Origin of the sequence: Nonomuraea sp. NPDC050404, from assembly GCF_040655495.1 — a bacterium.
In the GTDB taxonomy this organism is placed as follows: Bacteria; Actinomycetota; Actinomycetes; order Streptosporangiales; family Streptosporangiaceae; genus Nonomuraea.
The window spans coordinates 502,531-523,461 of sequence record NZ_JBFAKB010000007.1 but is presented as its reverse complement, the minus strand read 5'-3'; the positions used below and the strand labels follow the sequence as shown (position 1 = coordinate 523,461).

The window sequence follows — 20,931 nt, the reverse complement described above, 5'->3', positions numbered from 1 at the left end:
CTACGTGTCCGAGTAGGACAGTTCGGCGTCGAGCAGGATCGCGGCGCCGGCCATGTTGTCGTTCGCGTGCGCGCCGAGCCTCTGGAGCCGAACCCAGACCAGGTCGCCGGCCGCCGCCGAGTCGGTCGCGGAGATGACGATGTCGTGCCCGTGCACCCGCGTGGCGACCGTACCGAGGTGCGTGTCATCGGTGTCCGTGCTGGTCGCGAAAGTTTTCGTCAGCGGGTCCTGGCTGTCAGTGTTGGGCTTGATCTTCGCAACCGCTCCGGACCAGCGCACCACGCCCGTGGACGCCGCGGCGGCGTACCAGGTGATGTTCAGGGTGAGAGAGCCGCTGCCGTAGCTGGCCAGACGGCGAAGAAAAAAGATCGACGACGTGACCGAAGCGTCGAACGCCCGGCCCGGGACAGGAAGGTTCGCGCCATTCTCTTGCCACGGCGTCGCAGATCCCGACGCCAGGAAACGCCCCTCATCAGGATTGATGAGCTGCCGGACAGTCGCCATCAGTCCTCCCGAGCCCTCAGCCGGCCGATCCGCCGCCACAGCACATAGGCCAGGATCGCGATCTTCTGCTCAGCGGTCGCCGACGACCTGAACGGCTGCGGCAACGCCTGGTTGTACGAGACGGCGTTGTCCTCAACCCACTGATCCGCCGCCGCCACCGCCGCCACCAGATCCGGCTTGGTGAACGCACACGAGATGACGTTCTCCCGCATCCACTGAGCCGCCACCCGCGCACGCCCCGTGGCGTCCAGCAACGCCATCAGACGCCCGTCCCATCGAGGACCAGGGCGCCCGCCTGCACAGTGAGCTGGCCGGGGCTGCCGAAGGTTTCCGGGACCACCTTCATGAAGTAGAGCTCGCCCTGCGTCGTGGCCAGGTCGACCGCCGCGCCCCCCGAGGTGAGCGATACCTGGAACGTGTCCGTCGCCGCACCCACCACGTAGTACGCGGCACCCTCGACCAGGCCGCCCGGCAGCGTCCCGCCCAGCACGTTCAGGAAGATCACCCGATCCGTGTTGACCAGGCCATGCGCAGGGCTCGTGACGGTGTTCGCCGTCAGGTCCGCGGCATCGACGGTCCCGAACCCGCTCACCGCACCGTTGATCGGCACCCAGCCGCGGTACTGCGTGCCGCTGTTGCCCGTCGACGCCGTCCAGAAGGTGAGGAAGCCGAACGTCCCAGCGGGCACGTCGATCGTCAGCAGGCCGGAGTTCGACCGCTGGCCACCAGCCGGGGCCCCCCAGGACACCGCCACCCGGGCGTACGAGCCACCCGCCGCCTCCGTGGCCGCGGCCGTCGTACCCGTCCCCGGGCTCGTGTCAGTCGGCGGCGCCGTCACCAGCGTGTTCACGCCGATGTGCGTGATCGCGTTGCCGATGCCGCCCGACAACGCGTCGTTCTGGCCGGCGGTGTTGAACGGCACGGACCCTCCTACTTATTCGCTGACGGCCGACGGGACTTGTTCGCCGGCGCGGTCGCGGCCTTCTCTTCCGGCTCGGGCTCGGGTTCCGGCTTGGGCTCGTCGAGCAGGCCGTACCGCTCAGCGTCCGCCCGGGACACCTCGCCGCCGGCTGCGCAGAGCAGCCAGCGGGCGTCCGGGTCGCCCGCCTCGACGACCCGACTCTTGTCTTCCACGAGATACAGCCGCCGGTCGATCTTGACCGCCCCACTCATGCGACCGTCGCCCCGCCCGTGAGGCCGGCCAGCTGCCACGCTGACCCGTCGTAGGCGAGCAGGCAGCCCTCCCCCGCCGCGTCCAGCGTGACCGTGCCGCCGCTCACGGCCAGCGTGTACGAGCCAGTTGACGACAGCGTCCGCAGGCACACCGTCACCTGGTGGCCGGCCTGGGTCGCCGTCATGGTCACAGGCTTGGCCGACGCGTTGGTGGACGACAGGATGACCGCGCCGTCGTCGCGGGCCAGCGTCACAGCGGCGTTGGCCGCCAGCACCCGCACCGCACCCGGGCGCGGAGTCACACCCTCGATGATCGCCATGCCTGTCCTCCTTACGCGTCCGGCAGCTGGACGAAGAACAGGACGACATCGAACACGCCAGCGGTGAGCACCGCGGCGGAGACGGTCGCCTGGATCTTGCGAGCTGCGGTCGTCTTGACGGTGGTCGCGCCGGTGAACGCGGGGACCACGCTCTTGCGGCCCGTGGTGGACCACGGCGCGCCCGAGACCGCGGCCGCGGCCACGATGTCGCCCGCACCCTCGACCTTCACCGCGACGCTCGCGCCCGTGCCGACCACGGCCGTGTCCACCTCGACGAAGCCGCCGAGAATCACTGCGTTGGCCGGGATCTGCGCGTCCAGCGTCAGATCGATGTCCCCAACCGCGCCGCCGTCGACAGCGAAGTCGTATCGGCCCCGCACCACGCGCCAGTCGGTCGCCCGCGGGTATCCGCCCTTGTAAGGCATGCCTTTTCCTTCCTTGCACGCAGAAGGGGAGGGCGCGATGCCCTCCCCTTCTGGATTCGCTTCTCTTACGCCACGTCCGGGATCTCTTTGCAAATACCTGACCGCTGCCGCGAACGGCTAGAGGCCAGTAATCAGAGATTCGTGACTTCGGCGAACGCGAGAGGGCGGTAATGGACAACCGCCACTCGGAGATCGGCCCGGATTGCCAGTTTCCCGTTGATGAAGAAGTCGGCGTGGCTGTTGCTGATCTGCACGTCCATACCCCTGCGGACCGCGAGCTCGGCGAAGTTCGCGTAGTCGCCCATGAGCGCCTTCGTGGGCGGAGCGGCGGTGGTCTCCACAACCGGCAGGCCCCAGATCGTGGCCGGCCCCACCTGGCTCGGGTGGCCCCAGATGTACACGCCGTCGGCCGTCCGCAGCAGCCGGATCGGCTCCCACTTCAGCGGCGACATGAAGACCACGTTCGGCTCAGCGAAGCCCTCGGTGCGGATCCGGTTCATCGCCTTGTACAGGGCGTCCATCGCCGGGTCGGCACCCTTGGCCTGCGAGATGATCCCCGGCACGTTCTCGGTGCCCAGCAGGTTCGGGGCGGTGCCGTTCCCGCGCAGGATCTGCAGGTCCAGGCGCTGCCGGATCATGAACGGGAGGCGGTTCTGGACGTACGCCTCAGCGCGCGGCTCGTCCTCGAACAGCTCGTCCGTCACCGGAAGGTAGACGGCGATCTTGCGGACCGGGACGCTCTTCTCCTCCAGCTTGAGCTGAGCCTCGGGGTACTGCTCGCCCTCGAAGGTCTCCGCCGCAGTGTTGTTGAAGATCGTCTCTTCCATGTAGACGACCGCAGTCTGCGTGGTGGTCGTCTGCGGGATCATGTTCGCGATGTGCGGAGCCGGCCGCGTCGGCAGGTCCTCGATCCGGCCCGTCCGGGTCGTCTCCGGCACCCAGCCACCCGTGTTCAGCAGCGACTTCAGCGACACCTCGACCGTGGCCTGCGGGCCACCGCCGCTGCCGCGCACGTAGCCCTTCACGGCCTGGCTGCTCATGAACGACTCGCCGAAGGACCGCTCCCGCCCGTCCTTCGTGCGCCGCGCCCGGTCGTCGTCCTTCACATCCCGATCGCCCGTCTCGGCCTGGCCCGCCTCCTGGACCGCGCTTGCGGCGCGAGCCAGAACCATCAGCTCGTCGACCTTGGCCTTGCGCTCGGTGATCTCGTCGTTGAGCTGGCGGATGAAGTCGACCTTGGCGTGAGTGTCGCCCGGAACGGACTTCACCTTGCCCATGTCGTAATCAGCGCCGGCCTCATCGAAGATCTTCTTCAGGTCGGCGCGCTTGGCGTCGAGCCCCTCCTGCGCCTCCTTCAGCGCAGGGAACTCGATGACCCTCTCGGGTGCTTCAGCAGTCATATCTCCCTCACAGGTTCTGCATCTGGGCGATGGACCTGGCGACCAGAGAGGCGATATCGGCCTCGGTCGGGTCCTCGGGCCCCGTGGGCGTGGAGAGCAGGGACTTCAGGCGGCGCATCTCGTCGTCCAGCCAGCCCAGGAGCTCAGCCGACGACGGGGCGAGCCCCGTCCTGCCCTTACGCGCGCGGAGAGCTAGGACCCCCGATGCGCGATCGATATAGGAGGAGACGGCGGCTATGACCGCCTGGCCTTCCTCGTGGAACTTCATGGAGCCGCCGGCCTCGGCCTTGAGCTCCGGAGCCTCGACGTCCGCATCCCGGAGGTGCGCGGCGAGGTGGTCGTACACGGCCTGGCGGTCCCCATCGGGGATGCCGCTCTTGCCGTCGTTCAGCCGGGCGATGCCCATGAGGCACGCCCGGACGTTCGCAGGGCCACCCACGCCGTGGTGGTGGGCCAGCTTGTAGGAGCTCTTAAGCTCCGGGTCCGCGCCGGCGTCCTGCCAGGCAAACACGGAGCGGAGCTCGCTCGGGCGCAGATCATCGGCCAGGCCAGCGAGGGTCTTCGCCCCGTCCCATGACCTCAGGGTGACCTCGCACTCGTGCGGCGCGATCGGCCTGCCGGTCTTGGCCGCGGGCGGCCCGGACTTCGTGGCCAAGGTCCGCGTGCCGACGCCAGCGCCGAGCAGCACGGGGCTGACCTCGTGCGTCTTCTGCTTGGCCAGGAAACGCACGTGCTGGCCGTCGTGCTCGCCGAAGCTGTACTCCAGGGCGTCGTAGCCGTAGCTCCACTGCCCGAGCGATCCCAGAGCCTTGACCGTCCGGAAGGTATCGGCGCCGTGGGTCGTGTCCATGAAGAACTGACCCTCGAAGATCGCTTCCTTCTGCGTCTGCCGGATCGTGCCCTTGCCGACCGGAAGCGCGCCGTCCCACGACGTGTGGCCGTACGAGCTGATCGGCACTTCAGCGCCGTCCTCGAAAGCACCGGGCAGCGTCACATCGCCATGACTGTCGATCTTGTTGAAGGTCGCGAATACGGCCTTGACCAGACCCTTGGCCTCATCCTTGATCTCGACGCGGAGCGCCTTGGTGTCCATGTATCACTCCTCTGCCGGATCGGGTCCGGATGGGTCAGCAGGCGGCGTAGGACCGCCCGCGGTCGGCTCAGCCGGTGTGGCCGTGGTCGGTGGCTGGAGCTGGACGCTGAACAACCCCGTGTGAGTGAGCAGCGTCATGTCCTCGGCCTCGATCGCCGCGACCACGCTCTCCGGCTTGAACCCGGCATCGACCAGCTGGCGCATGGCCGCGGCCTTGGCCTGCTGGATCTCGGCAGCATCGCGGCGGTCATCGCGCAAGAACGCGATGTCGCGGTCGTCGTAGAACAGTTCCGCGCCAGGTGGGACGTCGATCAGCGACGCAAGCGACCCAGCCGCGTTCCTCCACAGCGGCCGCATCGTGCCGTCCGCCATGCGCCGGCGCGCGCTCCCGTAGTTGCCCGCGTTGAGACTGGATCCCTGAAGTCCTTCGGAGAACCCGACGATCGTCGAAGGGATACCGGCCGCTGCCGCGAGGCGGCTCTCTCCCGCGCCCTGGGTGCTCTTGAAGTCGAGCTGGCGCAGGTCCATCGTCAGCGGCGTGACGTCCGAGCCGCCGCCCAAGTACAAGGTCTTGTACGCGTTGTCAGCGCCCTTGTGCTGCTCATCCATCAAGGCCTTGAAGCGGGCGAACATCTCCGGCGTGACGCTGGCATCGAGCTTGACCGCGAGTGCCGGGCTCGCGCCGTTCTCGAAAAACTTCAGCTTGTGTGTCGTCGCGGCCAAGTCCGAGCTGATCTCCCGCAACACCGGCGTCAGCCACGACATCCCGCGCCACGAGAACTCCGGATCCGGAATCGGCGCGAAGTGCGCCACCTGCGACGGCAGCAGCAGCGTGTCCGTACGAACACCCGGTGCCCGCGGCGAGTAGTAGTAGCCGATCACCTCAGCGTCCAACGCGGCCCCGTACAGCTCGGGCTCCGACCTCGACGCGGACACGATCGTCACCCAGTCCGGCCGGAGCCGCCGCAGCCGATCCGTCCCCGGCACGCGAGCGATGAACGCGTTACCCGCCAGGTCCGCGTCTTGGATCATCCGGGCCAGCAGGTCACCCGTCGTCCCGCCCGGCCACGGCTTCTCCAGCGGAGCCAGCGCCTGCGTCCCGAACAGGTCGCCCGGGCGGCCGTTCCGCATCCGCCGGAACGTGAACCGAGCCTCGCTGAACACGGCCAGGCGCACGAGCATCAACGCCGCGATCGGCCCGTTCCGCTTGTAGATCCCCTGGACATAGCCCGGGAAGTCGTTCTCGATCTGCTCGCGATCGGACGTCATCGACGACGAGCCGATGAACGGCCACCGCAGCCTCTCCAGATCCCAGAACGGCGGCTCAGACCAGTCCTTCTTGCCCGAGGCACGCTGGCGCCGGTCGCGAGCCTCAGCCGCGACCCGATCAAGCAGACCCATCAGGTCTGGAAGTCCTCGCTGGGCCGGTAGACGGCGACCTCATCGACGCCAGCGAGCCAGACGACTCGCACGCCAGGGAGGCGTTCCATGATGCCGGGCTCAGCCTTCTTGATGAACCGCTCAAAGGTCTCGGGCGACGTCCCCTTCTCCACCCTGAAGATCAGCGTGTCACCAGGCCGCGCCACCACGCCCTCCGTGGGGCGCGCCACCTCCAGCGCCGCCTTGGCCTGCACAAGCGCAGTGAGCGCGTCGAGCAGGATGTAGCGCCCGGACTCCTCCCGCATCTCCTCCGGCTCGTGCGGCACCCCGTAGCGGGCGTTCGACTCCGCCAGCACCCGGCGCGCGGTCTCGTACGCGACCTCCAGCCGGTCAACCAGCGCCGCCAGCGTCTCACTCACCAGAGCCACCCTTCGCTCGCGGTTCGCCCGCGTCCCGCCACCCGTTCGCCGCGGCGATCCACAGCAGCGTCACGCCGAGCACCAGAGTGCGCAGGCACCAAGCGACCACGTACGGGACGCCGAGCACGAGGTTGCCGAGCAGTCGCACCAGCGCGAGCAAGCCCTTGCGGACGTCCACCCGCCGAGCCTCCTGAGTGATCCGCTCCAGCGGCACCGTCAACGCCATCGCTCCTCCTACGCGTAGACCGCGAACGGCATGACCGGCGGCGGTTCCTCGATATGGCCCTTGGTGACGTAGCCCCAGGCGGCGTTCGTCACAGCGATGAGCGGGCTGCTCTCTGATGTGGCCGCCCTCGCGTCCCACGCCTTCGCGTCGCTCAGCAGCCTGGTCGCCGCGCCGGCCAGCGCCACGTCGAGCGCAGGGTGGGGCACGTAGCGCAGAGTGGGCTCCCCCTCCTTGGGGGCCACGGCGTCCACGAACTGCCCGTACGCCGCGGCCACGTCGCGCGCCGAGGGCTTCGTGATGTCCAGCCCGACGGCCTCAAGGTCGGCGATCAGCGAACCCGCCGCCGACCCTGCGTCCACGACGGTCGCGCACGGGTTCCACCGGTCGCGCAGCTGCTTGGCGCGCTCAGGCACCCAGTTCGTGCCGAGCCGGTAGTCGACCAGCTCGACGTGCAACAGTCCGTCGGCGCGCCGGCCGGCCACGGCGATCGCCGCCCACGAACGGTCCAGAGCGACGTGGATGGCGAACGCCACCCGGCTGACCATCTGCGAGTGCTCGTCAGCGAGGGGCCGCCACTTCTCCTCCGGAACGACCAGCCACAGGTCCGGCGACGTGTCCGGCCACTGGTTGCAGTAAGCCCGGCGGAACTCCGGCAGCTTCATCGACTCGAAGTCCGCCCGGACGGCCGACTCGGTCACGGTGTGGCCCAGCGCGGGCATGCATCCCCACCACGTCGCCGGGTCGGCCGGATCCGCGCCGTCCGGCGCCGACCACTCGAAGTAGGCCACCGTGTCCATGGCGCCGGCCTCGCACCGCTCGCGGCCCGCGTCGACCTTCTCCCGCAGGTAGACGCTCTTCAGCGTTCCCGCCGTGGAGACGACGCCCTGCTGCGGCTGCGGCCGGGTGATCATGGCGGGCTTGAACGCCTGCTCGACCCGGTTGTCCTCCTGGGCAAACGCCTCGTCGATCACGCCCTCGTCGAGGGTCTCACCGTGCGCGGCCTTCTCCGTGTTGGAGGTGATGCCGTGCCGGGAGCCGTTCTTCCACCGGATCGCCTCCTGGCCCAGCTGGCGGCGGACCGTGAACAGCTTCCGGTATCGGCTCGTCTCCAGCGTGGCGACATGCTCGTCTTCCCACTTCAGGCGGGCCGCGCCGCGCGTCTGCGCCGCGTACAGGATCCGCTGCCGGCCGTCCTTGAACCCGAGCGCCCGATGCACCATCTTCGCCAGCAGGAACGTCGTCTTCCCTGACTGGCGCGGCACCGTGATGTTGTACTCGCGGTACACCAGCCTGCCCGTGGCTGGGTCGATCTCCAGGACCACGTCCGCCACATACTGCTGCCACGGCATCAGCGGCGTGCCGAGACGCGCCGCGATGATGCCCAGCGCCGGCCCGAGCGTCTGCCGGTCAGGATGCCGGCGCGTCCCCCACCGGGGAGGACAGCTCAGCGACGAGATCGGATCCGTCATCGTCCCCCGCAGCCTCCGCCAACGCCTTCAACGTCTCCCTCAGCTCCCGCGCCACCGCGGCCGTCGCCATCCCCGCGTCCTGGTCCAGCTTTCGGGCCAGGTTGAACGCCGCTGCCGCCATCGACCGTGCCACCGACCCCGTGACGTCCATCGCGTCCACGTCGCCGCGCACGGCCGCCTCGACTGGGCCAATCTCGGGCTCCGCCATCCCTCACCCCGCGTATCGTCACGATGCGTCACACTTCGACGGTTACAGACCGCTACGTCCGGATGGTCACTCTCGGTGTCCGACTACGGAGAGCCCCCCGCAAGCGCCACACAAAAAAACGGCGATCGGGCGCGGATCACCCCATGATCGTTGATCTTGCATGTCGAGGGCGCCCCCCACCCCTCTTTACCTGCGCAAACATGGATTATGTCCGTTTTCAGGTCGATGTCACGCTATGCGATGTTATTGATCTTCGTCACACTATGTAACTATGATGTTGTCACTCATCGTCACCATGACCGTGAGGTCCTAGGTGGTGGGGTGCACGGTGGGTGAGGGGTAGGGGCGCCTGCACCCTGGGGGCGGCCACCCCTGCCCTGTCCCCTGGTCCCCTGTGTGGCCGCCTGGTTGTACCAGCGTGTGGCTACACCCTTGGCGCTGGCTGGTCGCTCGCGTGCGATGCGTTCCATGACCACGTCACGTCCAGGATCGATGGTGATGATCTCTGCACTGTGCTCGGCGTACGTGGCCAGCCACTCAGCCGATGGCATGGAGTGGATCACGTACACATCGACGTCACGCACATGGCGCAGGGCCTCGCGGATGGCGGCGATGCGGGCTCGGTGGGTGACCTGCCGTACGGCCTCGGGGTGCCCGTGGGTGTCGCCCTCACGTGGCCCCGAGAGAGCGACCGCCAGGGTGTCGAAGTCCACCACCACGTCCCCCGGTTGAGCTCTCCCCCGGACCCATGTTGACTTCCCCCCTGCGGGAGGGCCAGTCAAGACCCACAACACCTGAGCGCCCTCAACCTGAAAGCATCTCTTTCCTGTTCACCAGGCTCGGGATGCGCGAGGGGGTGGGGGTAGTTCCCGGTCCCCCTTGGATTGGTTGCAGGCCCGGCCGCAGGTGGGGCAGCGATACCAGGTGCCGTGCGCCCTGCGCAGGTAGGCCGGGTTGCACGGGTCGAGGCCGAGCGCTTCGAGCTGCTTGAGCGGCGGGTCGTGGTCGGCTTCGTTCGCCCCACCTGAGTGGCCGCAGATCCAGCACACGTCTGGCGCTTCGAGCATGAGCGTGGCCCTGGCCTTGCGCCAGCGGTAGCCGCTGCGGCCGTGGCTGCGTGGCATGCCGCTCCTTGGGTCTGGTGCTGGGGGTGTGGAGCGGTGCAGGATGCCCGCGTGAAGGCGAAGGTGTTGATGGCCTCGGTGGTCCTGCTGGTGGCGCTGGCCGGCCTGGCCGTGGTGGCGACGGTGTGGTTGCGGCCGGAGTCTGTGGCGGGCGTGCCGTCCGGGTCTCTGTCGGTGGACGGCCAGGTGACGGTGCGGGGTGAGCCGCCAGCCGTGTTGACCGATAACGAGCTGACGTGCCGGGGCGGCGGCGGGTTCGACGATCTGCGCGAGGGTGCTCAGGTGGTGGTGTCGGACGCGGCCGGGAAGACGATCGCGCTTGGGCAACTCGGCGCCGGGTCGTGGAAGCGGGGCGTGGGCTGCATCTTCCTGTTCACCGTGGCCGACGTGCCGGGCGGCCTCGACTTCTACGGGGTCGAGGTGAGCCACCGTGGCCGGGTGCAGTACACGGCGGCGCAGCTGGCCGCGCCGGTGGAGCTGTCGATCGGCTGATCAGGCGAAGTTGTCGCCGCGGCCCTCGTACTTCTTGATGGCCTCGACGACCTGGCGGCCGATGTCGGCGTGGTTCGCGTCCGAGACGCCTGGGATGTTGACCACGATGGGGTGCTCTCGTGTGGGAGTGCGCTCGGGCCAGTGCCAGGTGCCGCCCTTGTAGGACGCCTCGATCCATCCGCAGGCGCAGTAGCGGAGCGGGCCGGCGGCGTGGAGGCCCTCGCATGCGGGGTCGCCTGGGGTCTCGGCTCCGTCGTGGTAGGTGACGGTGCGGTTGAAGAGCATCCCGGTCGGGTTGAGCACGCACAGCCCGACCGTGTCCGAGGTGTTCGTCTCGGTGATGATCGCGGCGCGGCACTCGCTCTTGTACTCGCCGCCGGGCGTGCCATGCGAGACGTAGTGGACGGTCTGGCCCACGGTGGGGATCATGCGCTCACCCTCGGCGGCCAGGTCCACTGGCCCGGCTCGTCGCCGGGTCCGACGTTGAACTCGGGGAAGCCGCCCGAGCTGCCCGGGGTGAACACCCACAGGTGGACGTGCAGCTCGCTGTCGAGGGCGGGGACGTCTCCGGATGCGATGCCGTCGGGGTCGAGGCTGTCAACGGTGCCGGTGACGATGGCAGCGCGCATGGCCATGCGGCCCTGCTTGCCTCGGTAGTGGACGATCCGTCCGAGGGTGGGCTTGGGGACGTGCATGCCGATCATGGGTCGCAGCTCCGGTCAGAGGATGTCGAACACGATATGGGGCAGGAACCAGCAGATGAAGGCCACGAGCACGGCCACGAACACGGGCACGGCGATCCGGCGCTGAACGGACGGCGGGGTGATGCCGAGCCAGCGCCTGATGTTCTCGCTCAGGGTGTCGCCGCGGCGCCGGTTGATCAGGGCCACTGTCTCCAGCACGGCGAACCCTCCCGCGGCGATGGCGAGCCAGGCGATCCACATCCACTCGGGGATCATCCGGCGAGCACGTGGTAGCGGAGTCGGCTGCCGTCGAGGTCGAAGCGGACTCCGCCGAGCGCGGCGATCAGGTCGGCCACGGTGGTGAACGCATCGCCATCGAGGTCGCAGAGGTGAGCGTTGTACCACTTGGCGGTCATCGTTGCTGGGGCGGCGTCGACACGGGACACCACACGCCAGCCCTGCCGGCCTATGCCGTTGTCGTACGGCTCCGCCTCGAACCCGGGCGCCGCGTACCGGGCCAGGTGCTCGCGCTGGCCGTAGGTGTAGGAGTGGTACTCCTGGCCAGCCGCGGGGTTGGGTACGCCGTTCACGTAGTACTTGTGCGGCCAGCCGTACTTCCAGTCGGCCATCTCAAGGGTGAGCGCGTGCTGGGAGGCGGCGGCGATGAGGTCTTCGGGGTTGATGGATCCGCAGTAGGAGCAGGTGCGGTAGGTCGCCGCGTACGGGTCCTCACGACCGCGGCGGGGGCGGGGCGGGCGCCAGGATGGCTGGCCAAATTGGGCGGCATGGCCGTCGTGGTCGTGGCACGTCGGGCGGTCTGGCCAGGTCAGCACGTGCACCCCTTCTCGTTGCCGCATTCGCACTCGTGGGGGCGGGTGTGTCGCTTGGTGACGGTGCATCGGCACGCTTTGCCGCCATGCTCGGGGCAGCCTGTGCCCCATTCCTCGGGGCAGAGGCGGCTGATCTGCCGGTTGCTCTTGGTGGGCACGACGGGCTTGACGGGCTTGCCGGACGGGCGGAAGCGCGCCATGCCACCTCCCGACGCTGGGCGATCCTGGGAGTTGGCCGGGCACTGAGGCCGGGGCCTGAAAGCACGAAACCCGGCACGTGGCCGGGTTTGGAGACACTTCTCTACGGCGAATTATGCTGCCCCAATTGCTCCAAGGTCAACACGGGCGCGCACGAGGATGGCGTGAGCCCTCTGGATGAGGTCGGGGTCGTAGGTCGGCAGAGGCTTGCCTCGGCGGCCGGTGAGGCGCTTCCCGTTGGGCTCGATGGCGAAGAGCTCGATCATGGCGCGTACTTGATCGGCGGTCAGCTCGGGGTTGAGCAGTGCTGCCGCATCGCTGAGCGTCCAGTTGCTATCTGGCCGCGCCGCCCCCTCGTGCTGCCTCACGGTGATGATCATGGCCACCGTCCGGCCCACTGGACGGCCAGCCGGTCGGCCGTGGCGATCTGGTCGACGGTGACGATCGCATAGTGGGCGTCGGCCCAGACGGTCGCTGGGTCGGCGGTCATCGGGGCCAGCTCGGCTTCGGTGACGAGCTTGATGCGGTGTTCTCGGGTGCCGCCGTTGGGCCGGACGTCTCGGCAGGCGTCGCAGTGGCCGTCGTCGCCGGTGGCTGGCCGGATGCAGCGGTCGAATCGGGTCTCACACGCGCACCGTGCCATGACTCCATGATGCCGCGCCGGGGTGATCACTGGCCACCTCGCTTGTCCAGCGCTGCGCGTAGCCGCTTGTTCTCCTCTTGGAGGTCGCGGACGTAGGTGTTGCCGCGCGGGGTCATCTGCTCTGGTTGGAAGGTCGGCTGGCAGTCGCGGCACACGTCGTAGGCGTTGGCGATGTTCCCGTCGGCGCGCATGGCCTTGCCTGGCGTGCCGTTGGCGCGGAGCTTGGGCACGAGCGCCCAGCCGTATCCGGCGGCGACGGTGCGGGCCACGATGGCGTTCTCCAGCTCGCCGTTGGCTCCAAGCGTTGCTCCGCATCCGCCGTCGCAGGTGAGCACGTATCGGTAGAGCGGCTTACCAGCCATGACTCCTCCTGCCTCGCGCGTGCGCGCGCGGACCTGTACTGACGTGTTCAGACAAGCCATCTGGGTTCCTTAGGTAGCTCATCCGTGGTTCCTCTGTGGTTCCTTGGGAGGGGTTGTGAACCCCTCCTTGCAGGGGCTGTGAACCCCTCCTCTGTAGGGGTTATTGGCCCCTGCTGTGCAGGGGTCATGAACCCCTCCTGGAGGTGGGCATGAGGAGGAGTCGGTACTCCGATCGGCGACCGGCGCGACCTCCTCCGATGGACTCGATCGCGCCCTGTTTGATCAGGGATGCGATGGCGCGGCGGACGTCGCGGAGGATGTTGCTGCGGGCCTTCTCTGAGGCTTCGTCGTCGCCGGTCGGGAAGGGTCGGCGCAGGGCGAGGGCGAGCGCTTCGTGACCGCCGAAGTACAGGCTCGCGGGCTTGTCGCCCTTGGGGTGGTCGAGCGCGGTGAGCGCCATGCGCACGAGAATGCGGAACTCGATGTCGCTCACGTGGGTCCAGTTCGCAAGGACGGCGGCGACAAGCTGTGCTCCCATCAGGCCGCCCGGAACCTGTGGAGCTGCGGTGCGCTCACCGGCGAACCGCATGCGTTCGAGTCACCGACACCCTTTCCGCAGAGGAGACGCCATCCGCCGAACCGCAGCGGTTGTATGATCCTAACAGCCGTTGGCATCCTGAAAAACGACTCGCGGGCAGGTGGCACCAGGTTGCGCGTTCGCGTTCTGGTGAATACCGTTTGCACCATGCCAGCACCGCAGCAGGGACCGATCGGGAAGCGCATCGCCCGCAACGTCGCCGAGCTGCGCGCTGCGCGGGGCCTATCGCTGCGCGAGATGTCTGAGCGGATGGGCAAGCTCGGGCGGCCGACCCTGTCCACGGGCATCATGAAGATTGAGGACGGCACGCGCCGCGTGGACGTCGATGACCTCGTGGCGCTCGCCCTGGCCCTCGACGTCACCCCGAACCGCCTGCTGCTCCCACCCGAGGCCGGCACCGACAAGGGCGTGGACCTGACACCGGCCGTGACCGCGCCCACCGAGGACGCGGCGTGGCGGTGGGCCGTCGGCGAGTACGCCCTCTTCCCGCTCGATGCCCCGACGCCGGCGGCCGACGTAGTGAAGTTCATGGCGGCGAACCGGCCGCACGCCTCGACGAACCTGAGCGTGCTTGAACAGGAGATCGCCGCTCACCTGAAGGACCTGAAGCCGGTGGCCCGCGCTGCCCGGGCGGCCGAGCAGGCGGGCGTGCCCTTCCGCGTCTTGCTGGACTACCTGCGACTCACAGACGCTCTGAACTCAACAGACGACAACTGAGCACCCCTCAGAAGTCGTGCGCGCAGTGCGGGCACGACCAGATCGTGTCCGGGTCCGTCGCTGCCTCCATGAGCACGGGCGGCGCGTCCGGGGATCTCGGGTCGGCGATCGGGTTCGCGTTGAGCCGCTTGACGAGCGCGGCCTGGTCGGCGAGTAGCGCGGCGGCGGTCGGGAAGACGTGGCTGCACTCGCCGCACACCCGGTAGGCGTCGTACTCGGGTTCGTCCACGTTGTGCGTGTGGCAGTGGACCAGCGTGCAGGCGTCGGTCGGTTCGTGCGGCCATGGAGTGAACACCCGCGCGTTCGGGTCGGTCACCATAGCCAGCTCTCTTCCTCGACGGCTTCGCGGCTCATGCCGCCGATCTTCGCGGCGAGCCGCCAACGCGCCTCTCGAATCGTTCCACGGACCTTCGCGCGGGCCCGCTGCCGCAATGTCGGCGGGGGCGGTGCCGGCCGGGTGTCCGGGATCAGCCCGAGGTCCATCGCCATCTCCTCGGAGATCGGGACGTGGGCGGCCATCTTCCGCACCTTGTACTGGACCTCTGGGACGTCGAGGAACGGCGGCGGGCTGTCGTCGGGCCGCCATCCCTTGTTCGGCTCGTGGACCCAGCGGCGGCCCTGGCGGTCCTTCCCACCGCCTTCCCAGTTGCCGCCTGCCGGTGGCCAGCTCACGGCATCCACTCCTCCTTCCGGTGCTCGTGGTGGCTCGCGTACGGCATGGCCAGCAGGCGCACCGTCTCGCACGGCGCGTCGGTCACGTGGTAGTGATCATCGTGTCTGCTTGAGCATTCGAGGCAGATGTGCACGGGCGGGTCGTACTGGCGGTACGGCACGGCCCGATGAAGCTCCAAGATCCGCCGCTTAGCCGCGATGTCGTCCAGCGTCCGGCCGCTGGTGAACGTGCCGATGAAGATGCCGAACACCCGTCGCTGGTCGTCGAGAGACCGGGACGTGATGAGGTCCCCGTACAGGGCCATCCACGCGTCCCGCGAGATGCCGTCGGCGTCGCGGGCGATCCGCTCCTCCTCATCGAAGCGTTGCCGGAGGAACGCGACGAGATCATTCACGGCTTCCAAGCCTCCAGGTAATCGGGGTGTTCGGCGTGCGGCAGCGCCAGCATGCGCAGCACGAGGTACGACGTGGCGACGTGGACGCCTGTGCCGATATAGGTCTGGAGGTCGCGCTCGCACCTTTCAACGATCCGCCGCTTGGCCTCGACCTCGCGCAGCACGCGGGCGGGCTCCCAGTTCGCGGCGTGGCGGGCGTCCGCGCGGGTTGGCCAGCGCATGTACCCGTCGTCCTCGTGTTCGGGGTACAGCTCGATGGTGTTGTCCTGCACGAGCCAGTGCCGGTTGCCCGCCTCTCGCGCCAGCTGCTCGTCCTCGTCGAGGCGCGCCCGCAGGAAGGCGGCCAGGTCATCCATCGTCGCCCTCCGTCCTGTCGGGCAGCGGCATGTCGTCGAGGTCGCCGTGCACCTCAGGTAGCTCGAAGCGGCGCTTGGCCTGGTCGAGGGCGTCACCATCGAGGACCACGCCGCCAGGGCCGGTGATCTTCGTGGCCGAGTACTTCCAATCCTCCTCACCGCCGCAGGCGAAGCCGACGGCGCTCCTCAACGAGCCGAACTCGGCCGTACCCTCGGAGCCGTACCGGAGGTAGGTGACGGTCCACTCATCCATCCCGGAACTCCTTCCATGCGTCGCCCTGGTGCTTGCGGTCCTGGGCAAGCGCCTCCTCCCAGCTCATGGCGAACTGGAAGTACGCCGTGCGCGGCTCGCCGGCGGCGACGTGCTCGACGTTCCGGCGGGCGTCACGCCGGGCGGCCTCGGCGGCCCGCCTGGCGAACCACTCGACGACCTCCCGCTTGGTGGCATCCAAGACGATGATCGTGTCCGTGACCGAGCAGAAGATCGCGAACTTGCCAGTCGGCTGCCGGATGATCTGGTTACCCATCGCGGCGCCCCCGCTGGCGCTCCACTTCCTCAAGGTCGCGCTCCAGCTGGTTCAGGCGCGCCTCTACCGCGTCAGCGGCTCTGGTGAGAGCCGACCTCGGGTTGTCCGCCCTCTCCTCCAGCGCGGCCACCTTCCGGCGCAACTCGGCGTTCTCCTTGCGCAGCTCGGCGACGGCGCGGTCGGCGTTGATGGCGGCGTCGGCCAGGGCCACGAGGTCCATGCGCACGACGTCGCCGTTCGGCCGCTGTACCTCCACGGCGTCGGCGAGGTAGCGGGTGGGCTCGCCGCGCTCGGGGTCCGGGGGCGGGCCGTAGACGGGGTTGGTGGTGGGCATGATGGCCCCTCTCGTGGTGGTGGCGTGGTCGAGGTCGGCGAGCAGGCGGCGCAGGTCGGCGGCGGCGTTCTGCAGGAACGCGACGATCGCCGCCTCTTGGGCGTGCTCAGCTGGCGGGTCGTGCCGATCCGCGCCGAGCATCGTGACCGGGCCCACGTCCACGAAGGTGCCGTAGACCTCCCGGTCCCACTGCTCGCGCTTGGTCTTGCTCCAGTCGATGCGCTCGACGGCGGCCAGGCGCTGCCGGATGTCGTCGTGGTTCATGTTCCCCCGCATCCGCATACCGCGTCGCAGGCGGCATGGATGTTGTCGTTGCCGTCCAGCCAGATCCTGAAGCGAGGCGTGAACGCGACCCAGCACAGCAGGCACTGTCCGTACTCCAGTAGCCGCTCTTCCTCGCTCCGTTCGTCCAGGTCGATCAGCTCGCGGACGCCTGCCGCGTCGAGGCGCGCCCGAAGGTGTGCCTTCATCTCCTCGACCGTGCTCACGCCCTCCTCCGTTCCCTGCCGACGGCGCGCAGGATGGCCGCCGCGACCTTGTCTCCTCTGGCCGGTCCGTCGTTGTCGCAGCGCAGCAGCAGCGTCCCGATCACTGCCGGGCGGCCGTCGAGGCTGACCAGGTGGTCCCAGGCGGCGAGCACGCCGGACTGCCGCTGGTAGGCGCGGAGCACCTCGCCGGCGGCCACGTACGGGTCTGATGGGCCGCTCACGACGATCACGATGCCTCCTTGCTTGCGAAGTAGTGGCGCACGAGCCGGTGACGCCGGGGTAGTCGCGCCTCGGCCACGCGGACGGCCCCCTCTGCGGCGGCCACGCTGGCCAGCGCCGGGCTCGGGTCGGCGCGGGCAACGTAGGCGGCGGTGAGCGCCCGGTTGGCGGCGGCCCGCTGGTTGTGGGCATGCGTGACCGCCTCGAAGAGCCTGGTGATCCGCACGCTCCGGAGCGTGATCCACGACGCGACCAGCGCGGCCACCATGACCACGACCGACACGGCGGTGATGATCGTGTTGATCACGATGCCTCCACGTCGGCCACGAGGGACGGCATGGGCGGGATGACCGACGCCAGCCACCCGTCCGGCTTCGCGGTGAAGTGCGGCGCAGCTTCCGACGTCCAGCGGGAGCGCACCGCTGTGGACTTCATCACGTCGCTGGTGTGCGGGTCGGTCCAGGTGAAGTCCTGCTCATCGGCGAGGCGGACGCACACCCTGCCGCGCTTGGCGCCGGCCGGGTAGTCGTTCCAGTTGACGCCATGCTGGGACCACAGCATCTCCTGCATGTCGCCCGTGGACTTGCCGTGGAGCTGCCGATGGGAGAACTTCGCCTGCGCCGCCATGGTGATGCTGTTGCGTACGCAGTCCCGCTGCCTCCACAGGAAGTAGTTCGCGACCTCGACCACGTCGGGGATCGTGAACACGCGGGCGTCGAACGTGGCGTAGCCGCCGGCGTAGGACGGCTCGAAGCGCACGCCATACGACCGGTTGAACGCCACGGTGGCCGTCGAGGCGGCGATGGACACGACCTTCTGAATGACGCCGCCGAACCACGGCTGGGTGCCGGTGGACTCGAAGTCCGTCAGCAGCACCGAGCACTCATCCGACTGAGTGAAGGCGAACACGCTCCCGGACATCTCCGCACACAGGGCCTCCGCCACCAGGTCCATGGCTCGCATGACCGCGCCGTCGAACGGCCGGTCGGCGTGCTTCAGGAAGCTGTGGAAGGCCCGGCCGTCCACTCGCACCACGGCGTAGGTGCGGCGCGGAAGCAGCGTGCGGGTGACCGCCTCGTAGCTCTTCATCCGGTCGCCCAGGGACGTCTTGTCGCTCACGATGCCTTCCCCTCATCAACCTGACTCGCCCACAACTCGATACGCTCGCGCACAGCGGCAAAAGCGGCGTCCGCGATAGCGTCGCAGTCGCCCACCGAGATGCCGCGTTGGCGGGCCTCCACCCAGCCGCCCAGCAGGGCCTGTGTGCGCAGAGCTTCCCAGTGCGCCCCGGTGAGGTCCGAGACCTTCATGACGCCTCTCCGTAGTAGGTGGTCCGCCCGTCCTCCCAGACCAGCATCGCGGACCCGTCCAGCCGGTTTTTGTCGATGTTGGCGTGCGGCCTGTTGCCCTTCTCGTCGGTGCATTTCGGGTTCACGCAGCGGACCCGGCCGGACTGCTGCGCCACCCGCAAGCTGTAGGTGTTGCAGTACAGGCACGCGGGCGGCAGGCCCTTCGACACGCGGATCGGGATCCACTTCTCCGACTCGCCGATGTCGCGGATCTGCCGCCCCTGCTCAATCCACCGGTCGAGGCGGCGGCGAGCGTCCCGGGCCATGTCGTCGTCCACCCCGTGCACGAGCCGCACGATCGCGTCCAGCGCCGCCGCCGTGTTGCCGTCCGAGCCGCCGCGGTCCTCCCCCAGGCGTCCGCTCACGTGGTGCCGGAGGTCGATCTCCAGCTCTCGCACTCCGGCGTGGATGGTCATGAGCAGCGGGCCGGCCTCCGGGTGCCACGGGGCCGGCGACCCGACGATGCGGTGGTGGCTCATCGTCCCCTTGGTCGGGTCGCCCACGGGGTCGGTCAGCAGCGCCTTCAGGCGGGGCAGCAGCGCGCGCAGCTCGCCGGCCAACGTCTCGACCTCTTCGGCTGGAGTCACGTCAGAAGCTCCCGTCGGGCTCGCCGCCGTACGAGATCGTGAGTGGCCAGAGCCGCAAGAACCAGCCTCGGTGGTCGCGGTAGGTGTAGAAGAGCCCGTAGTCCGAGTAGGACTGAACGGTGATCTTGATGCTCTTCAAGCTGGCCCCTCCTTGGGGTGGACGACTCCGATGTGCGCGCCGAGCCCGGCCCGGCCGCCCTGGACGTAGGCCGGGCAGTGCGGGCAGGCTCGGGTCCAGTGGTCGCCGGGCTCCAGGTCCTCTGGCTTGAGCGGGTGCGGGTGCGGCCGGTCATCGGTCATGGGCCGATCCCGGTGTCGCGCTCCAGATCGGCGATGCGCCGCTCTAGCTCCTCGTTCTTGAGCTTCAGCTCCTTGGTGGTCAGTGGGCTCGCGGCGACGATGCGGTTAATGAGCCAGCGCCCGGTCAGGTAGAAGGGCCAGATGAGCGCGATGGGGATGGCGAACCCTGCCGCTTCTCTGCGCCACTGCCGCATGCGCTCTGGGGTGGCGATGCGCTCGAAGTCGCGGAGGTTGTTCTCCATGTCTCGGGCGACGAAGCGGGGGGCGATGTATCCGAGCCCGATGGCGAGGTACGTCACGATGGCGGCGATCACGATGAGTGCGGTCACGGCGGCCTCAAAACGGCGCTTCGTTGCTGATGGCCACGGGCGCGCCGATGGTGAGGTTGCGGCACCAGAGCTGGCCGGGACGCCGGGACGCCCGTACGCCTGCTCTGCCGCCTCGGCGCTGATCCGCCAGAGGGCGTTGTTGCCGGGCGGCTCGTTGGCGCTGGCGGTCATGGCCCACTCGGTGCGGGTGGGCAGGTCCGCCCACACGTCCTCAGCCTCGCGGAAGTCGCTCACCTCGCCGACCAGCTCGGGCAGCACTTGGTCGAGGAGGAGCCGTTCCGCCTCGCGCTGTTCCTTCATGTCCGCGTGCACCACGTTGCGCTTGGCGATCAGCTCACGCACCCAGTCGAGGTCGAGCGGCTCGCGCTGCTCAGGCTCGCCGGGCTCGCGGTCCCAGTCGCGCAGCTCCTCGGTGGTCCACTCGCGGCCATTCTCGTCTTCGATGATCACTGGTCCTCCTTGGGGGTGTGGTCAGACTGGGCCTCGGTGGCGTCGAGGGCGGCGAGCACCTGACCCGCCACCAGCCACATACCGGGCGCATCCCTCTTCGCCTTGGCCTTTTGGCAGACATGGCGCACGCGCTCGATCGCCCCACATCGCTCCAGGAAGAGAGCACGGAGGCGGGCAACGTCGCGCTCGGCGGTTTCGGTGCGTTCCCGCCACTCGTCTCGCTCAGTTTCGGCCTTCTGCCGGGCTTCGTGCGGGGTGAGCTTGCCGACGCGCTGGAGGACGAACGCGAACCGCTCGACCTCTCCCGCGAGCTTGATCTCCATCTCGACGTAGTTGGTGGCCTCGCCGAGCAACTCGCGGGCGGTGTGCACCCAGCCGGCAACGATCTCCCGGGGCGGGATGAGGCTGAGTTCGAGCTTGCCCTTCCCGACGGTGAGGCCCTTCATCAGGGTCTGGTCGGCGAGAGCCTCCGCGTCGGCGTCGATGCGGCGCTCGGTGCGGAGCCGGTCGAGCTCGCGGTCCTTCGCCTGGTAGGCGAGCGCGATGGCCACGAACTCCGGGCCGTCCACCAGCTCGGCGAGCTCCGGGTACCTCTGGCGCAGGTGTTCGTTGTTCACGGTGCTATCCTTCGTGGTCGGGGCTGGCGTGGTCGGTGACCCAC

Annotated in this window: 42 protein-coding genes; 2 read left to right on the top strand and 40 right to left on the bottom strand. The window is 68.8% G+C overall.

What is annotated here, in order from left to right; translation table 11 throughout:
• The 15 genes from AB0I81_RS22965 to AB0I81_RS22895 all read right to left on the bottom strand — a co-directional run bounded on the left by AB0I81_RS22965 (position 1) and on the right by AB0I81_RS22895 (position 9,741).
• On the bottom strand, positions 1-504 hold the full coding sequence (locus AB0I81_RS22965; RefSeq protein ID WP_360659701.1) for a hypothetical protein: 504 nt from the start codon (positions 502-504) through the stop codon (positions 1-3).
• On the bottom strand, positions 504-764 hold the full coding sequence (locus AB0I81_RS22960; RefSeq protein ID WP_360659699.1) for a hypothetical protein: 261 nt from the start codon (positions 762-764) through the stop codon (positions 504-506). The genes AB0I81_RS22965 and AB0I81_RS22960 overlap by 1 nt, the downstream gene beginning before the upstream one ends.
• Positions 764-1,426 carry a hypothetical protein gene (locus AB0I81_RS22955; RefSeq protein ID WP_360659697.1) on the bottom strand — a complete coding sequence of 221 codons (663 nt, stop codon included), beginning with the start codon at positions 1,424-1,426 and terminating at the stop codon, positions 764-766. Before AB0I81_RS22955 ends, AB0I81_RS22960 begins: the two co-directional genes overlap by 1 nt.
• Before the next feature lie 8 nt (positions 1,427-1,434).
• Positions 1,435-1,677: a hypothetical protein gene (locus AB0I81_RS22950; RefSeq protein WP_360659695.1), complete on the bottom strand. Its 243-nt coding sequence runs from the start codon at positions 1,675-1,677 to the stop codon at positions 1,435-1,437.
• Positions 1,674-1,997, bottom strand: coding sequence for a hypothetical protein (locus tag AB0I81_RS22945; RefSeq protein ID WP_360659693.1), 324 nt, complete (start codon positions 1,995-1,997; stop codon positions 1,674-1,676). Before AB0I81_RS22945 ends, AB0I81_RS22950 begins: the two co-directional genes overlap by 4 nt.
• Positions 1,998-2,008: 11 nt before the next feature.
• Positions 2,009-2,422, bottom strand: a complete 414-nt coding sequence (locus tag AB0I81_RS22940) for a hypothetical protein (RefSeq protein ID WP_360659691.1) — start codon at positions 2,420-2,422, stop codon at positions 2,009-2,011.
• A gap of 131 nt (positions 2,423-2,553) precedes the next feature.
• Complete coding sequence (locus tag AB0I81_RS22935) at positions 2,554-3,822, bottom strand: phage major capsid protein (RefSeq protein WP_360659689.1); 1,269 nt, start codon at positions 3,820-3,822, stop codon at positions 2,554-2,556.
• Between the two features lie 7 nt (positions 3,823-3,829).
• A complete protein-coding gene (locus AB0I81_RS22930; RefSeq protein WP_360659687.1) occupies positions 3,830-4,915 on the bottom strand; it encodes an HK97 family phage prohead protease in 1,086 nt (361 codons plus the stop codon).
• A gap of 3 nt (positions 4,916-4,918) precedes the next feature.
• Positions 4,919-6,316: a phage portal protein gene (locus AB0I81_RS22925; RefSeq protein ID WP_360659685.1), complete on the bottom strand. Its 1,398-nt coding sequence runs from the start codon at positions 6,314-6,316 to the stop codon at positions 4,919-4,921.
• A complete protein-coding gene (locus AB0I81_RS22920; protein ID WP_360659683.1) occupies positions 6,316-6,714 on the bottom strand; it encodes a hypothetical protein in 399 nt (132 codons plus the stop codon). The genes AB0I81_RS22925 and AB0I81_RS22920 overlap by 1 nt, the downstream gene beginning before the upstream one ends.
• Entirely contained in the window at positions 6,707-6,940 is a 234-nt protein-coding gene (locus AB0I81_RS22915; protein ID WP_360659681.1) for a hypothetical protein, read from the bottom strand. Before AB0I81_RS22915 ends, AB0I81_RS22920 begins: the two co-directional genes overlap by 8 nt.
• Before the next feature lie 8 nt (positions 6,941-6,948).
• Positions 6,949-8,409: a terminase family protein gene (locus AB0I81_RS22910; protein ID WP_360659679.1), complete on the bottom strand. Its 1,461-nt coding sequence runs from the start codon at positions 8,407-8,409 to the stop codon at positions 6,949-6,951.
• Complete coding sequence (locus AB0I81_RS22905; RefSeq protein ID WP_360659677.1) at positions 8,348-8,617, bottom strand: hypothetical protein; 270 nt, start codon at positions 8,615-8,617, stop codon at positions 8,348-8,350. Before AB0I81_RS22905 ends, AB0I81_RS22910 begins: the two co-directional genes overlap by 62 nt.
• Before the next feature lie 290 nt (positions 8,618-8,907).
• Positions 8,908-9,411 carry an AAA family ATPase gene (locus tag AB0I81_RS22900; protein ID WP_360659675.1) on the bottom strand — a complete coding sequence of 168 codons (504 nt, stop codon included), beginning with the start codon at positions 9,409-9,411 and terminating at the stop codon, positions 8,908-8,910.
• A 36-nt stretch (positions 9,412-9,447) separates the two neighbouring features.
• Entirely contained in the window at positions 9,448-9,741 is a 294-nt protein-coding gene (locus AB0I81_RS22895) for a hypothetical protein (RefSeq protein WP_360659673.1), read from the bottom strand.
• Positions 9,742-9,792: 51 nt separating this feature from the next.
• Here AB0I81_RS22895 and AB0I81_RS22890 point away from each other — a divergent pair, with 51 nt between their 5' ends.
• A complete protein-coding gene (locus AB0I81_RS22890; RefSeq protein ID WP_360659671.1) occupies positions 9,793-10,233 on the top strand; it encodes a hypothetical protein in 441 nt (146 codons plus the stop codon).
• On the opposite strand, the gene AB0I81_RS22885 is transcribed toward AB0I81_RS22890, so the two are convergent.
• The 8 genes from AB0I81_RS22885 to AB0I81_RS22850 all read right to left on the bottom strand — a co-directional run bounded on the left by AB0I81_RS22885 (position 10,234) and on the right by AB0I81_RS22850 (position 13,538).
• Complete coding sequence (locus tag AB0I81_RS22885; protein WP_360659669.1) at positions 10,234-10,662, bottom strand: hypothetical protein; 429 nt, start codon at positions 10,660-10,662, stop codon at positions 10,234-10,236.
• The gene (locus AB0I81_RS22880) at positions 10,659-10,937 is read right to left on the bottom strand and encodes a hypothetical protein (RefSeq protein WP_360659667.1); all 279 of its coding nucleotides are present in this window, start codon (positions 10,935-10,937) and stop codon (positions 10,659-10,661) included. The genes AB0I81_RS22885 and AB0I81_RS22880 overlap by 4 nt, the downstream gene beginning before the upstream one ends.
• Positions 10,938-10,952: 15 nt before the next feature.
• On the bottom strand, positions 10,953-11,192 hold the full coding sequence (locus AB0I81_RS22875; protein ID WP_360659665.1) for a hypothetical protein: 240 nt from the start codon (positions 11,190-11,192) through the stop codon (positions 10,953-10,955).
• Positions 11,189-11,749, bottom strand: coding sequence for a hypothetical protein (locus tag AB0I81_RS22870; RefSeq protein WP_360659663.1), 561 nt, complete (start codon positions 11,747-11,749; stop codon positions 11,189-11,191). Before AB0I81_RS22870 ends, AB0I81_RS22875 begins: the two co-directional genes overlap by 4 nt.
• Before the next feature lie 308 nt (positions 11,750-12,057).
• Entirely contained in the window at positions 12,058-12,324 is a 267-nt protein-coding gene (locus AB0I81_RS22865) for a hypothetical protein (protein WP_360659661.1), read from the bottom strand.
• A complete protein-coding gene (locus AB0I81_RS22860; RefSeq protein ID WP_360659659.1) occupies positions 12,321-12,587 on the bottom strand; it encodes a hypothetical protein in 267 nt (88 codons plus the stop codon). The genes AB0I81_RS22865 and AB0I81_RS22860 overlap by 4 nt, the downstream gene beginning before the upstream one ends.
• Before the next feature lie 26 nt (positions 12,588-12,613).
• On the bottom strand, positions 12,614-12,949 hold the full coding sequence (locus AB0I81_RS22855) for a hypothetical protein (protein ID WP_360659657.1): 336 nt from the start codon (positions 12,947-12,949) through the stop codon (positions 12,614-12,616).
• Between the two features lie 184 nt (positions 12,950-13,133).
• Positions 13,134-13,538 (bottom strand): hypothetical protein, encoded by a 405-nt coding sequence (locus tag AB0I81_RS22850; RefSeq protein ID WP_360659655.1) that lies wholly within the window; start codon positions 13,536-13,538, stop codon positions 13,134-13,136.
• Between the two features lie 156 nt (positions 13,539-13,694).
• On the opposite strand from AB0I81_RS22850, the gene AB0I81_RS22845 reads away from it, so the two are divergent.
• The gene (locus AB0I81_RS22845; RefSeq protein WP_360659653.1) at positions 13,695-14,264 is read left to right on the top strand and encodes a helix-turn-helix transcriptional regulator; all 570 of its coding nucleotides are present in this window, start codon (positions 13,695-13,697) and stop codon (positions 14,262-14,264) included.
• Between the two features lie 7 nt (positions 14,265-14,271).
• Here the strand turns inward: AB0I81_RS22845 and AB0I81_RS22840 are convergent, their stop codons facing one another.
• The 17 genes from AB0I81_RS22840 to AB0I81_RS22760 are packed head-to-tail and all read right to left on the bottom strand — an operon-like array spanning position 14,272 to position 20,887.
• On the bottom strand, positions 14,272-14,583 hold the full coding sequence (locus tag AB0I81_RS22840) for a hypothetical protein (protein ID WP_360659651.1): 312 nt from the start codon (positions 14,581-14,583) through the stop codon (positions 14,272-14,274).
• A complete protein-coding gene (locus tag AB0I81_RS22835; RefSeq protein WP_360659649.1) occupies positions 14,577-14,936 on the bottom strand; it encodes a hypothetical protein in 360 nt (119 codons plus the stop codon). Before AB0I81_RS22835 ends, AB0I81_RS22840 begins: the two co-directional genes overlap by 7 nt.
• Positions 14,933-15,331, bottom strand: coding sequence for a DUF6221 family protein (locus AB0I81_RS22830; RefSeq protein ID WP_360659647.1), 399 nt, complete (start codon positions 15,329-15,331; stop codon positions 14,933-14,935). The genes AB0I81_RS22835 and AB0I81_RS22830 overlap by 4 nt, the downstream gene beginning before the upstream one ends.
• Positions 15,328-15,687: a DUF6221 family protein gene (locus AB0I81_RS22825; RefSeq protein WP_360659645.1), complete on the bottom strand. Its 360-nt coding sequence runs from the start codon at positions 15,685-15,687 to the stop codon at positions 15,328-15,330. The genes AB0I81_RS22830 and AB0I81_RS22825 overlap by 4 nt, the downstream gene beginning before the upstream one ends.
• Positions 15,680-15,940, bottom strand: a complete 261-nt coding sequence (locus AB0I81_RS22820) for a hypothetical protein (RefSeq protein ID WP_360659643.1) — start codon at positions 15,938-15,940, stop codon at positions 15,680-15,682. Before AB0I81_RS22820 ends, AB0I81_RS22825 begins: the two co-directional genes overlap by 8 nt.
• On the bottom strand, positions 15,933-16,214 hold the full coding sequence (locus AB0I81_RS22815) for a hypothetical protein (RefSeq protein ID WP_360659641.1): 282 nt from the start codon (positions 16,212-16,214) through the stop codon (positions 15,933-15,935). Before AB0I81_RS22815 ends, AB0I81_RS22820 begins: the two co-directional genes overlap by 8 nt.
• The gene (locus tag AB0I81_RS22810; protein WP_360659639.1) at positions 16,207-16,812 is read right to left on the bottom strand and encodes a hypothetical protein; all 606 of its coding nucleotides are present in this window, start codon (positions 16,810-16,812) and stop codon (positions 16,207-16,209) included. Before AB0I81_RS22810 ends, AB0I81_RS22815 begins: the two co-directional genes overlap by 8 nt.
• Positions 16,809-17,036, bottom strand: a complete 228-nt coding sequence (locus tag AB0I81_RS22805; protein ID WP_360659637.1) for a hypothetical protein — start codon at positions 17,034-17,036, stop codon at positions 16,809-16,811. Before AB0I81_RS22805 ends, AB0I81_RS22810 begins: the two co-directional genes overlap by 4 nt.
• On the bottom strand, positions 17,033-17,266 hold the full coding sequence (locus tag AB0I81_RS22800) for a hypothetical protein (RefSeq protein ID WP_360659636.1): 234 nt from the start codon (positions 17,264-17,266) through the stop codon (positions 17,033-17,035). Before AB0I81_RS22800 ends, AB0I81_RS22805 begins: the two co-directional genes overlap by 4 nt.
• Positions 17,263-17,562, bottom strand: a complete 300-nt coding sequence (locus tag AB0I81_RS22795; protein WP_360659634.1) for a hypothetical protein — start codon at positions 17,560-17,562, stop codon at positions 17,263-17,265. The genes AB0I81_RS22800 and AB0I81_RS22795 overlap by 4 nt, the downstream gene beginning before the upstream one ends.
• A complete protein-coding gene (locus AB0I81_RS22790) occupies positions 17,559-18,374 on the bottom strand; it encodes a tRNA(His) guanylyltransferase Thg1 family protein (protein ID WP_360659632.1) in 816 nt (271 codons plus the stop codon). Before AB0I81_RS22790 ends, AB0I81_RS22795 begins: the two co-directional genes overlap by 4 nt.
• Entirely contained in the window at positions 18,371-18,565 is a 195-nt protein-coding gene (locus AB0I81_RS22785; protein WP_360659630.1) for a hypothetical protein, read from the bottom strand. The genes AB0I81_RS22790 and AB0I81_RS22785 overlap by 4 nt, the downstream gene beginning before the upstream one ends.
• The gene (locus AB0I81_RS22780; protein WP_360659628.1) at positions 18,562-19,191 is read right to left on the bottom strand and encodes a hypothetical protein; all 630 of its coding nucleotides are present in this window, start codon (positions 19,189-19,191) and stop codon (positions 18,562-18,564) included. Before AB0I81_RS22780 ends, AB0I81_RS22785 begins: the two co-directional genes overlap by 4 nt.
• A gap of 1 nt (position 19,192) precedes the next feature.
• Complete coding sequence (locus AB0I81_RS22775; protein ID WP_360659626.1) at positions 19,193-19,330, bottom strand: hypothetical protein; 138 nt, start codon at positions 19,328-19,330, stop codon at positions 19,193-19,195.
• Positions 19,327-19,491, bottom strand: coding sequence for a hypothetical protein (locus AB0I81_RS22770; RefSeq protein WP_360659624.1), 165 nt, complete (start codon positions 19,489-19,491; stop codon positions 19,327-19,329). The genes AB0I81_RS22775 and AB0I81_RS22770 overlap by 4 nt, the downstream gene beginning before the upstream one ends.
• Complete coding sequence (locus AB0I81_RS22765; RefSeq protein WP_360659623.1) at positions 19,488-20,270, bottom strand: hypothetical protein; 783 nt, start codon at positions 20,268-20,270, stop codon at positions 19,488-19,490. The genes AB0I81_RS22770 and AB0I81_RS22765 overlap by 4 nt, the downstream gene beginning before the upstream one ends.
• Complete coding sequence (locus tag AB0I81_RS22760; RefSeq protein WP_360659621.1) at positions 20,267-20,887, bottom strand: hypothetical protein; 621 nt, start codon at positions 20,885-20,887, stop codon at positions 20,267-20,269. Before AB0I81_RS22760 ends, AB0I81_RS22765 begins: the two co-directional genes overlap by 4 nt.
• Positions 20,888-20,931: the final 44 nt, after the last annotated feature.